11 protein-coding genes are annotated in these 11,552 nt (G+C 33.6%); 9 read left to right on the top strand and 2 right to left on the bottom strand.

All coding sequences use genetic code 11. The annotated features are described in order from the left end of the window. Positions 1-350: 350 nt before the first annotated feature. Positions 351-659 (bottom strand): hypothetical protein, encoded by a 309-nt coding sequence (locus J7Q84_RS18030; protein ID WP_209096614.1) that lies wholly within the window; start codon positions 657-659, stop codon positions 351-353. A gap of 420 nt (positions 660-1,079) precedes the next feature. On the opposite strand from J7Q84_RS18030, the gene J7Q84_RS18025 reads away from it, so the two are divergent. The 9 genes from J7Q84_RS18025 to J7Q84_RS17985 all read left to right on the top strand — a co-directional run bounded on the left by J7Q84_RS18025 (position 1,080) and on the right by J7Q84_RS17985 (position 11,170). Then, positions 1,080-2,453, top strand: a complete 1,374-nt coding sequence (locus J7Q84_RS18025) for an MBOAT family O-acyltransferase (protein WP_209096612.1) — start codon at positions 1,080-1,082, stop codon at positions 2,451-2,453. A gap of 12 nt (positions 2,454-2,465) precedes the next feature. Further along, the gene (locus J7Q84_RS18020) at positions 2,466-3,650 is read left to right on the top strand and encodes a DHHW family protein (protein WP_209096610.1); all 1,185 of its coding nucleotides are present in this window, start codon (positions 2,466-2,468) and stop codon (positions 3,648-3,650) included. Positions 3,651-3,915: 265 nt separating this feature from the next. Beyond that, positions 3,916-5,262 (top strand): O-antigen ligase family protein, encoded by a 1,347-nt coding sequence (locus J7Q84_RS18015; RefSeq protein ID WP_209096608.1) that lies wholly within the window; start codon positions 3,916-3,918, stop codon positions 5,260-5,262. Between the two features lie 252 nt (positions 5,263-5,514). Then, complete coding sequence (locus J7Q84_RS18010) at positions 5,515-6,405, top strand: glycosyltransferase (protein WP_209096606.1); 891 nt, start codon at positions 5,515-5,517, stop codon at positions 6,403-6,405. A 28-nt stretch (positions 6,406-6,433) separates the two neighbouring features. Next, positions 6,434-7,306: a glucose-1-phosphate thymidylyltransferase RfbA gene (rfbA, locus tag J7Q84_RS18005; protein ID WP_209096604.1), complete on the top strand. Its 873-nt coding sequence runs from the start codon at positions 6,434-6,436 to the stop codon at positions 7,304-7,306. Between the two features lie 15 nt (positions 7,307-7,321). Continuing rightward, positions 7,322-7,879 carry a dTDP-4-dehydrorhamnose 3,5-epimerase gene (rfbC, locus tag J7Q84_RS18000; RefSeq protein WP_209096602.1) on the top strand — a complete coding sequence of 186 codons (558 nt, stop codon included), beginning with the start codon at positions 7,322-7,324 and terminating at the stop codon, positions 7,877-7,879. 10 nt (positions 7,880-7,889) lie between these two features. Beyond that, entirely contained in the window at positions 7,890-8,915 is a 1,026-nt protein-coding gene (gene rfbB, locus J7Q84_RS17995) for a dTDP-glucose 4,6-dehydratase (protein ID WP_209096600.1), read from the top strand. Continuing rightward, a complete protein-coding gene (rfbD, locus tag J7Q84_RS17990; RefSeq protein WP_209096598.1) occupies positions 8,912-9,754 on the top strand; it encodes a dTDP-4-dehydrorhamnose reductase in 843 nt (280 codons plus the stop codon). The genes rfbB and rfbD overlap by 4 nt, the downstream gene beginning before the upstream one ends. Positions 9,755-9,775: 21 nt before the next feature. Continuing rightward, positions 9,776-11,170, top strand: a complete 1,395-nt coding sequence (locus tag J7Q84_RS17985) for a lipopolysaccharide biosynthesis protein (protein ID WP_209096597.1) — start codon at positions 9,776-9,778, stop codon at positions 11,168-11,170. A gap of 273 nt (positions 11,171-11,443) precedes the next feature. Here the strand turns inward: J7Q84_RS17985 and J7Q84_RS17980 are convergent. Further along, the coding region (locus tag J7Q84_RS17980; protein WP_209096616.1) for an IS3 family transposase at positions 11,444-11,552 on the bottom strand (109 nt) is incomplete at its 5' end.

Genomic DNA, 11,552 nt, shown 5'->3' with positions numbered 1-11,552 from the left:
GATCTGTTGCTTGAAATCTTCAGTAAAGGTTCGGCGTTCTCTTTTGGCCATGTAGATTCTCCTCAAATATTTTATATGTAGTCTACTTGACCTTAAAAATTCTGTCCAACTAAGTGTAGCCTATCCATACTTTGTATATCTGTATACACTTCCATACAGTACCTCTTTTAATTCAACGTTTGTTTAAAATAGTAAATTTAGTCTATTTTCATTTTGTATAATCCTGTCCAATACCATGCTGTAAGTAATATAACTTATGCAGTTACTATCCTTCTAAACTTATTTTATTCGTCTACCCTATAAGAAATATCTCTCGCAGCTTTAGATAGAGATTTGACATACACTATTCTTTAACTACTGTTCATTATTCCCCCTCTTTTTACGATCATACGAAGTACATTTTGCGGGCGAAGCGTGATAAGAGGCTCAGGTTTCACTTCATAATGATTCGGTACAAGTTCAAAAGTAAACCGCTGTACTATAGTGGCTAATACCAAAGTCGCTTCCGGTAACAGTTTTATTTTACGATGTGCAAACTGGAAGGAAACAATAGATTCATAGCGCTTATACAGGCTCTCCAAAAACACAAGAGGATCTTTTCTAAACTCTTTTAAATGTCCTACAGGTGAAAAAGAAACAGGGCATTTCACTTCCAGCATAAGATTTTCTCCCATTATTAATATAATTAAGTAAGACGCTCTTATTGTATTACTGACCTATGAAGATACATTCTTACCATATGAAAAATAAATAATTATTTTTATAATCCATTTTAAACTACCAAAAAAGACCTTGAGAAAAAGAAAAATTTTACTCAAGACCTTTTATTTTGTGCTAAAATGAATCGATATATCTACGTCATTATTGATTATACAAGCAAAATTCGTTATTTTGGAACAAAATTCAAATCATGATATCACTTCTAATTAACATGTTTTCAATGATTTGGATAATACTATTGATAGCTCTCTATGTCTAAGTTTTCGAATACATATGTTGGCTTATCATTTTTATAATCTAATTGATGTTTTATCTACTGTGCATCATGCTTATTAATTAAACGACGAAAGGGATTATATATGGTATTCAGTAATTTATTATTTATTTTTTGGTTCTTTCCGCTAGTCCTTGGCTTTTATTTTCTTGCTTGTGATCAGTACAGAAACATCATCCTTTTATTTTTTAGTTTGTTATTTTACGCGTGGGGAGAACCCCAATACGTATTCTTAATGCTTTTATCTATATTTATCAACTATTTTTTTGGGCTTTCACTTGCAAATACTAGAAGGCCGCAAATGGTATTAACTCTCGCAATTATCATTAATTTATCAATTCTTTTATACTATAAGTACGCTGCTTTTATTGTACAAATTCTAAATTCACTTGGTCTTTCCTTTTCGATAAAGCAATTGCCGCTACCTGTAGGTATTTCTTTCTTTACCTTTCATGCTATGAGTTATTTAATAGATGTTTACAAGAAAAAAGTGTCTCCACAAAGAAATATCTTGGACTTAGCGCTATATTTTACAGTATTCCCACAAATGGTGGCAGGCCCTATTGTACGTTATAATACGATTTCTCATCAATTACATCAACGTACAGTAACAATTGATAGCTTTGCCTATGGACTAAAACGTTTTATTATTGGTTTAGCTAAAAAAGTTCTTATTGCAAATCAACTTGGTTTGGTGGCAGATGAAATATTTCAAGCTTCACCAACTAGTACTGCAGCGGCATGGATAGGAATTTTAGCCTATACTTTACAAATATATTTTGATTTCTCTGGGTATAGTGATATGGCAATAGGACTAGCAAAATGCTTCGGCTTCGACTTTCTTGAAAACTTCAACTATCCCTATATATCTAGGTCTATTTCCGAATTTTGGCGCCGTTGGCATATTTCACTTGGGTCTTGGTTTCGTGATTATGTATACATCCCATTAGGAGGAAATCGGGTTAGTGAAGGAAAAATTTATCTTAATTTGTTTATTGTATGGATGTTAACAGGCCTGTGGCATGGAGCAAGTTGGACATTTGTCGCATGGGGAATTTATTATGGAATTCTCATTATGTTCGAAAAAGCGGGCCTTTCCACAATCCTAGAAAGACTGCCCAAAATATTCCAACATAGTTATGTATTACTACTTGTAATGATTGGATGGGTATTTTTCCGTGCAGATTCATTTTCATATTCGAAAATATATTTACAAACAATGTTTGGTGCGGGACCCCTGTTTGATACAAAAGTAGGATTATATGTTCACGATTACTGGTACATTTTTTGTATTGCCCTTATCGGTGCTACTCCAATCTTTCCATGGTTTATGAATAAAATTAATGCTAGGTTCGGCTTTACATTTCCAGAAGCTGTTTACTATGCTATTTTGTTTGTAACTTCAATTTTATATTTAGTAACTGCAACATATAATCCATTCATTTATTTTCGTTTTTAGTGGAGGAAAAGTATGAAAAATAGCATATGGAGAAAACTTAGTTTCTGGTTTGTAGCTTTATTTGGTATAGCTATTAGTTTTTTTTATGCGGCAACAATATTTACACCTGCTAGAACCATTTCAAGTATCGAAAACCGTTCACTTGCACAAAAACCCGGGATAACAATTTCCGGCATCTGGAATAAAACGTATTTTGATGGCTTTTCAACTTTTTTCTATGATCAACTATACAAACGAGATGCATTTATTAAAACATATACCAAACTGCAGATGCTGCTTGGTAAAACATTTGTGAACAACTATTATATAACAGATGATAAGTGGATAATACCTCGCCCTGCTTATGGGTATTATCCAGACTTAATTAATAAATCTGTAGAAAATTTAAAGGAATTAAAGAAAGACAATCCTACTACTAAATTTGTGTTTGCCGTTTTACCTCATAAGATTAATGCATTATCAAATAAATACCCTTCTTGGGTTCCAAAAGGAAGTGGTGAAAAAAATCGTTCCTATTTCATTAATGAGGTTCAGAATGTCATGCCAACTATTGATGTTCTTAAAAGTTTTAATGAACAATTTGACAACAAAACTATGGACGACCTATATTTTCGGACAGATCACCATTGGAATGGTACTGGTGCATATTATGGCTATCAAGCTATAATGGAAAAACTCGCGAAGATTGTACCAATTCATTTACAAAATAAAGAGGCGTTCCAAGAAGAGTTTATACATCGGAATTTTTTAGGAAGCTTTAACAGACAGTTATATGGATTAGTAAATGCTAAAGAAGAGATTCCCGTTTGGAAACCAAAGCAAATGAATTATACAATATACCGTGGTCCAGTTAATGCAAAGAACGAAGTAAATGTTGACTCTATTTTTGGTAGTGGCGTTTCCAAAGAAACTGTGAGTTATGTTGATGTGTATACAACAGATTATCCGGAATTAAATGTACTAAACAAACTAGCAAAAAATGATTTACATGTTGTGGTTATTAAGGACTCTTACTTTGATTCAATGTTTTTATTACTTCCTCAGCATTTTGCACATACCACTGTATTAGATTTGCGTTATTATCAAGGGTCTTTAAATAACTATATTAAAACAAACAAGCCTGATATTGTCTTGTTTACTTATAATGACACAAACTTATTTAGTACAACAGAACATGCATCACCTTATAAGTTTTAAAAAGAGATGTCCCTAAGTATTGAAGTTACTTTGGGACATTTTTTATTGAATTAATGGTCTTCTTCTATCAACAAAAACTAACCAATCGATGATTTACATTTTTACAGAGAGATTTTACGAGAAACTTAAGGTATACAAGTAAAATATTAGGGCTAGATAGGGCAGATACTTTAATGATATGATAAACATGTTTGACTTATTAAAAACGCCTTTGTTAACAGAGGAGTAAATCACTCTCTCAAGTGATTTGATTTGGAGGTAGAAGATGCTAGGAAGATTACAGACAATAGAAAAAAACATTGAAACATTTCTTTTATATTTTATAATCCTTCAACCTATTCTAGATTTACTGACTACATTTTGCATACTTGTCTTAAAAATAAACGTTACTGCTGGAATGCTTGTTCGATTTTTAGTCATGTTTATAAGTGGAATATATATTTTATACAAGTCAAAAGAGAAAGAGAACAGGAAATATCTCTATTACTTTGTTTCGTTAATAGTAATTTTCGTTATTAACTTGCTTATTAATATAACTTTTAAACATCCCATGTCTATTGGCTCAGAAATAAAGCTTACCTTAAAGGTTTCATACGCCTTTACCATGCTTTTAGCATACCTCATTGCTTTTAAATCACTGAAACAGAGTCAACGTTCGTTGTTCCTTCAGTATCTTATATACGCTATGATCATCATCGGGGCTGTTATGATTCTTTCGACTTTGACATCTACTGGATTAAATAGCTACAACTACATGAAAGCAGGTAAAACGGGATGGTTTTCTGCCGGTAACGAACTAGGATCTTTGTTGGCGATTTCATTACCTGTTGTGATTTGGTACTCTATCTTAAAAACGAAGAAAATTGGGGAAGCCTATTACTGGATACCTGCTTTACTAGTTATATTTTCGTTATTAATGATCGGTACAAAAGTAGGGTACGGCGGTGTTATTATTTCATTCGGAGCTGCTTTGGTTATGACCATTATCGATTTATTAATAAAGAAAAATACTACTAAGATAAACTACAAGCTGAATGCATTTATCATCTTTGTTATTCTAGCCATTGTAGCAATAATTACTCCTTACACCCCAGTTGTGTCCAACACTAATATACATTTAAGTATGTTAAAACAAAAAGAATATCAACAGAATAGTGAAGATGAAACAACTATTGAGGATGAGGAAGAACTAAATAAAGAAAATGTAGAGGGACTTATTTATAGTAATCGAGATCAATTTTTACATTTATTGAGAAATTATTATAAAGAAGCTCCAGCGGCTCAAAAAATATTCGGAATGGGTTATGGTGGTAATTATACAGATCAGCCTAAAATGATTGAAATGGACTTTCATGACATGTTTTTCTCATATGGGATTATTGGCTTTATCTTTTTAATTTTCCCACTTATCTACTTTTCTATTCGAAGTATAATGGCTTTAGTTCGAAATTTCAGCCAAATATTTACAACAAAATATGTACTTCTTGCTATAAGCTTAGTACTAGGATTAGGAATTGCGTATACTGCAGGACATGTATTTACAGCCCCAGCCGTAAGCATCTACTTTGTTGCGATATTAGCTTACTTTGTATGTGATTTAGAGATTGAGTAAGTCATATATAAATCCTAAGAGCCACTTCTGATGCTAGGAAAACCAAAGAATCAGCAGATCTTTCTATAATTAAACAACCTGGACCATTGTGGAAAGGTTGTTTTTTTGTTCAATTACGAATAGTGTATTATTTATTTGTCTTATTTGAGAAAAACTGAAAATGTAGTAGAATGAAGTTTAGTTTCGATTATATAATTATGGTTATTGATAAAAAACGACATAATATGCTATAAAATTTCAAAGGAGCTTGTTATGAGTATCTATACTTTAGGAGTAGTAATTTTAAATTGGAATGACTATGTCTCGACCAATGCTTTGGTGCATAGTATTGTAAATCATTTAGATCAAGACCTTAGTATGAAAATATATTTAGTGGATAATGGCTCTACTGATAATTCTGTTAAAGAATTATCCAAAACGATACAAGCAACATCAGAAATAGATATGGAGCTGCTAGAAACAAATGCAAACTTAGGATATGCACGAGGAAACAATGTTGGAATCCGAAAAGCTATAAAAGACGGATGTGAATACATCGCTGTATTAAATAATGATGCAGAGTTAGAAGAACCGATTTTTAATAGAATGATAAAAGTATTCAAGGAAAATGCAGATGCGGGCATTGTTACCTTGAAAATTTTAAATCCCGACCATACTGTGCAAAGATGGTGCGCAAGAACGAAGCCTAGAATCAGTCATCGTTTTATTATATACAGCCCACTGAACCGTCTTTTCCGTAAATCCAGCTTTTATAAAAATCATTTCGTCGATATTACAGATAAAAAAAATCTGATGGAATTAGAACTATTTTCAGGCGCAGCATTTATGATAGATGCTAGGTTAATGGATGAAATTGGATTATTTGATGAAAATACCTTTTTATATGAGGAAGAAATTATCTTAACAGAAAAAATCAGTAGAAAAAATAAAAAAATCTACCTAGACCCCACCATTTACGTTGTACATCAAAGTGGGCAATCTACTAAAAAAATAGGATTATTGAAATACCGTAGTTCAGTCGAAAGTGAACGGTATTACTTAGAAAATTACTCTACAGAAAAGTACTTGGCAATAAAAATCCCTCTATTAAGTGCGTTTCGAGCTACAACTTTCTATTTAAGAAAGCTAACGGGGAAAATATAAACACAAATATCAAAGGAGTGTTAGTATAATGAAAGGCATTATTCTTGCAGGCGGAAGCGGTACACGCCTTTATCCATTAACAAAGGTTGTTTCAAAGCAATTGTTACCAGTATACGACAAACCAATGATTTACTATCCACTGTCTGTCTTAATGCTAGCTGGTATTAAAGAAATTTTAATCATCTCAACTCCACAAGACATTGGGCGTTTCGAACAAATTTTAGGAGACGGTTCGGACTTAGGGATTTCACTTTCTTATGCAGTTCAACCACATCCTGGCGGACTGGCACAAGCATTCATTATTGGCGAAGAGTTTATTGGGTCTGATAATGTCGCGTTAGTTCTTGGAGACAATATTTTTTATGGACATGGTTTAACTGAACATCTGCGTCATGCTGCGGCAAAAGAAAGAGGAGCTACTGTATTCGGCTATTATGTAAACGATCCGGAACGCTTCGGAGTAGTGGAATTTGATGCAGAAGGAAAGGCTGTTTCTATTGAAGAAAAACCAAAAACGCCAAAATCTAACTATGCAGTAACAGGGCTTTACTTTTACGATAATCGTGTAGTAGAAATTGCGAAAAATATTAAACCATCTACTCGAGGCGAATTAGAAATCACAGATGTGAACAAAAAATACTTAGAACTTGGTGAGTTAAGCGTAGAACTTCTTGGTCGCGGCTTTGCATGGTTAGACACCGGTACACATGAATCCTTACTTGAAGCATCACAATTCATTGAAACAATTGAAAAGCGTCAAACATTAAAAATCGCATGTTTAGAAGAAATTGCTTTTAAAATGGGCTATATTACAAAAGACAGACTATTAGAGCTTGCTGAACCGTTAAAGAAAAACCAGTATGGACAGTACTTAATTAAAATTGCAAATCAAATCAAATAAATCGAGGTGTCTATTTTGAATGTCATCAAAACAAAAATTGACGATGTTGTCATCCTAGAACCAAAAGTATTCGGTGACCATCGTGGGTATTTTATGGAAAGCTACAATAAAGAAATATTCGATAAACTAGGCTTAAGCTATAAATTCGTACAAGATAATCAATCTTTATCTGTTCCAGTTGGAACGCTGCGAGGGCTTCACTTCCAGCTCAACCCTAAGTCCCAAACAAAGATTGTACGCTGTCTCACAGGGGCAATTTATGATGTTGCAGTAGATATCCGTAAGGAGTCTCCCACATATGGGCAGTGGGTTGGAGTAATTTTAAGTGAACACAATAAACATCAGTTAGTTGTACCAAAAGGCTTTGCTCATGGTTTCTGTACGTTGGTGCCAAACACAACAGTGGCTTACAAAGTAGATGAATACTATTCTCCACAGCATGATAGAGGTATTCTCTGGAATGATCCGGCTCTTGGCATTGATTGGCCAACAAGGGATCCTATTCTTTCTGAAAAAGATACAAAACACCCGATTTTAGTGGAAGCTGACATTAATTTTGTATATGAGAAATAGGAGGAAAAATATGAAATTATTAATAACAGGTGGCGCAGGCTTTATTGGAAGCAACTTCGTGCGTTACATGGTAGCAAAATATCCACAATACCATATTGTAAACTTAGATGTATTAACATACGCAGGAAATCTTGAAAACTTAAAAGACATCGAGAGTGCAGCAAATTACACATTTGTAAAAGGTGACATTGCAGACCGTGACTGTGTCAATGATTTATTCGAAAAACAACGGTTTGATTACGTGTTAAACTTTGCGGCTGAATCTCATGTAGACAGAAGTATTACGAATCCAGATATCTTCGTAAAAACAAACATCCAAGGTACACAAATTTTATTAGATGCAGCAAAAAATTTTAATGTGAAGAAATATTTACAAGTATCTACGGACGAAGTATATGGAACATTAGGTGAAACTGGATATTTCTCTGAAACAACTCCATTAGCACCTAACAGTCCGTACAGCGCGAGTAAAGCTGGGGCCGATATGCTGGTTCGGGCATATCATGAAACATTTGGTTTACCGGTTAATATTACTCGCTGCTCAAACAACTATGGTCCATTCCATTTTCCAGAAAAGCTCATTCCTTTAATGATTATCAATGCATTAAACGACAACCAACTTCCTATATATGGAAATGGGTTGAACGTTCGTGATTGGCTACATGTAGAAGATCATTGTCAAGCTATCGATTTGGTTTTACATGAAGGTCGAGATGGTGAGGTTTATAATGTTGGCGGAAACAATGAGCGCACAAATATTGATATCGTGAAAACAATTTTAAAGCACTTAAAAAAACCAGAAACATTAATTAAATTTGTACAAGATCGCCCTGGGCATGACCTTCGTTATGCCATCGATGCGACAAAATTACGTACAGAATTAGGCTGGCAGCCAAATTATACATTTGACACTGGCATTAAACAAACAATTGAATGGTATTTAAATCATCGTGATTGGTGGGAAAATATCATTTCGGGCGAATATCAAGAGTATTTTGCAAAGCAATACAGTGAGAGATTAGAGGAAAAACAATGAGAGTTGTCGTAACAGGAGCAAATGGGCAGTTAGGGAAAGATGTATTAAAAGTGTTAACGTCCTGCGACTGTGAAGTTTATCCAATAACCCGTGAAATACTGGATATCACAGATGAACAGTCTGTCTTAGCATATATGGACAAGATACAGCCTAATATCATACTCCACGGGGCTGCATATACAAATGTAGACGCAGCAGAATCAGATCAAGAAACAGCCTATAAAGTAAACGCACTTGGAACAAAATACCTTGCACAAGCAGCGGGAAAGCTCGGTGCGAAAATTCTCTATATTAGCACTGACTATGTTTTCAACGGAACAGCAACAGAGCCTTATGAAACAGAGTCTCCAACAAACCCGATTGGTGTGTATGGGCAAACAAAGCTAGAAGGGGAAAAATTCGTACAAGAATACGCGGAGAAATTCTTTATTGTCCGTACCGCCTGGGTATTTGGCGTTCATGGTAACAATTTTGTAAAAACCATGATGCGTCTCGGAAAAGATCGCGGTGAAGTGGGCGTTGTTCATGACCAAATAGGCTCTCCAACATATACAGTGGATTTAGCACACTTTATGGTAGAGTTAATGAAAACAGAAAAATATGGTATTTATCATGCAACTAATGATGGTCAATGCTCATGGTATGAATTCGCTTTAGAAATCTTCAAACAAACAAGAAGAAATGTAAAAGTAACGCCTTTAACAACAAACGAATTCCCGCGTCCCGCAAAGCGGCCAAAATATTCTGTATTAAGCAAGAAGAAAATCAAAGAGGAAGGTTTAACTCCTTTAAAAAATTGGAAAGAAGCACTTAGTACTTATTTAAAGGAACTAAACTAAGGAATAGTGGGTAATCTAAGCATGCTAAACAAAGATTTACTAAGAGTAATTTTTGCTAATATCGTTACATTGCTTGCCGGAATTGTCACATCATTAATTATTCCAAAAATATTGGGCATTCATGACTATGCATATTACCGAATGTTTACATTATATTTAACATTCGTTGGCTTTGCACATTTTGGATATGCAGATGGTATATTAGTTTTGTATGGAAATTATGATTATAAGAATCTGCCGAAGGAAAAGTTTAGGGGGTTTACTCTTTTCCTCGGCCTTTTTCAACTAGCCTTCGGCTGTCTGTTGATTGGATTTTTGCTTTTTGCAAATGGTGATGATAATAAACGTCTCATTTTTTTATTTGTAGCCATTAATCTAGTTCTTTTAAATTTGACAACTTATTTCACCTATATTTGTCAAATTACGAAAGATTTTAAGACTGTTACTCGTAATATTGTTATTAATAATATCATCCTGATTCTAGGAACACTCATTTTCTTGCTGTTGAAAGTCGATAATTATGTAATATATATACTTTTACAAACATTTGTGAACCTTACCTTGTTTGCACGATATATATTTCACCTAAAAGAAATTGTATTTGGAAAGCTTCCTAGCTTACAATCTTTAAAGGGTGAAATAACAGGAACGTTTAAGGTAGGTGTTTTTATTTTACTAGGAAACATCATGGGAGTTTTTATTATGGGGCTTGATCGTATTTTTATTGAGCGGTTTTATACCCTGGAAGAATTTGCCTTTTATTCCTTTGCCGTTTCTTTATTAAGCTTGGTTTTCACGTTCATTACAGCTATTTCAAACTTTATCTATCCATATGTAAGAAGAATGGATCAAGAAAAATTACCAAAAATGTATATTACATTGCATCAAATAATTGCAAGCTTAACAGGGTTAGCATTAGCATCCTTTTTTGTGTTGAAAGTAGTTGTCCAAAACTTTCTTCCACATTATATAGATGCACTAACTATTACCGCTATCCTTTATCCAACTATTATGTTCCGTGCTATTATTAATTTAGTTGCTGGAAACTTTTATAAAACATTGCGCTTAGAGAAAGACTATAATAAGAATAACCTTATTGCCTTACTTATTGCGTTAGCCTTAAATGGAGTTGCCATTGGATTAAAGGTAAATATTCAGTATATTTCATTTGCTAACTTTACATCCTTTTTCTTATGGTTATTGTATACAAATTGGTATTTTGGAAAGAAGCTAGATATTTTCTTAATGAAACATAATATTTTGATTGTACTTCTTGTAATAAGTTTTCTCGTCTGTACGTTGTTCAGTTGGTATACTGGATTAATTTTATATATCATTGTTGCATGCTTTCTTCCTCTTCTTTTCTACAAGAGTGATATTGTTTTACTTGTAGCATCTAGAAGAGTAAAAGGATGATTGTAGCGGATAATTAAAGATACTGATTTTTTAAGAAGGATGTATTATATTCCATAATGGTACATCCTTTTTTCCAATCAAAATAATAATTGCTCACGGACAATATACCTAAAACCGTAAATGGGATAAGCGTTTTTACCTTTTTGTATTTTATCTCCCAAATATTCTTTTTTAGTGCCCTTTCCTAAAAGCTGTATTGATTTCATGGTATGCACAACAGTGACTGCTTCTATTTTACTCTACGAATAGAAAGGTTGGTATGTCAACACTAAACTAGACAACTTTTTTAAGGTGTTTATCTTTATAATCAATCGGACTTTCATATCCAAGGGTTCCGTGAATTCGTATGTTATTAAACCAGTGGACATAGTCCTGTAATTCC

Origin of the sequence: Bacillus sp. 165, from assembly GCF_017742235.1 — a bacterium.
Taxonomy (GTDB): Bacteria; Bacillota; Bacilli; order Bacillales; family Bacillaceae_G; genus JAGHKQ01.
Note: the sequence above shows the minus strand (reverse complement) of the source record. Positions and strands in the feature narration are given on the sequence as shown.

What these genes read in the sequence shown, in the direction of transcription:
- J7Q84_RS18030 (WP_209096614.1), bottom strand. Translation starts at nt 659, where the DNA reads ATGCTGGAAGTGAAATGCCCTGTTTCTTTTTCACCTGTAGGACATTTA.
- J7Q84_RS18025 (WP_209096612.1), top strand. Translation starts at nt 1,080, where the DNA reads ATGGTATTCAGTAATTTATTATTTATTTTTTGGTTCTTTCCGCTAGTC.
- J7Q84_RS18020 (WP_209096610.1), top strand. Translation starts at nt 2,466, where the DNA reads ATGAAAAATAGCATATGGAGAAAACTTAGTTTCTGGTTTGTAGCTTTA.
- J7Q84_RS18015 (WP_209096608.1), top strand. Translation starts at nt 3,916, where the DNA reads ATGCTAGGAAGATTACAGACAATAGAAAAAAACATTGAAACATTTCTT.
- J7Q84_RS18010 (WP_209096606.1), top strand. Translation starts at nt 5,515, where the DNA reads ATGAGTATCTATACTTTAGGAGTAGTAATTTTAAATTGGAATGACTAT.
- rfbA (WP_209096604.1), top strand. Translation starts at nt 6,434, where the DNA reads ATGAAAGGCATTATTCTTGCAGGCGGAAGCGGTACACGCCTTTATCCA.
- rfbB (WP_209096600.1), top strand. Translation starts at nt 7,890, where the DNA reads ATGAAATTATTAATAACAGGTGGCGCAGGCTTTATTGGAAGCAACTTC.
- rfbD (WP_209096598.1), top strand. Translation starts at nt 8,912, where the DNA reads ATGAGAGTTGTCGTAACAGGAGCAAATGGGCAGTTAGGGAAAGATGTA.
- J7Q84_RS17985 (WP_209096597.1), top strand. Translation starts at nt 9,776, where the DNA reads ATGCTAAACAAAGATTTACTAAGAGTAATTTTTGCTAATATCGTTACA.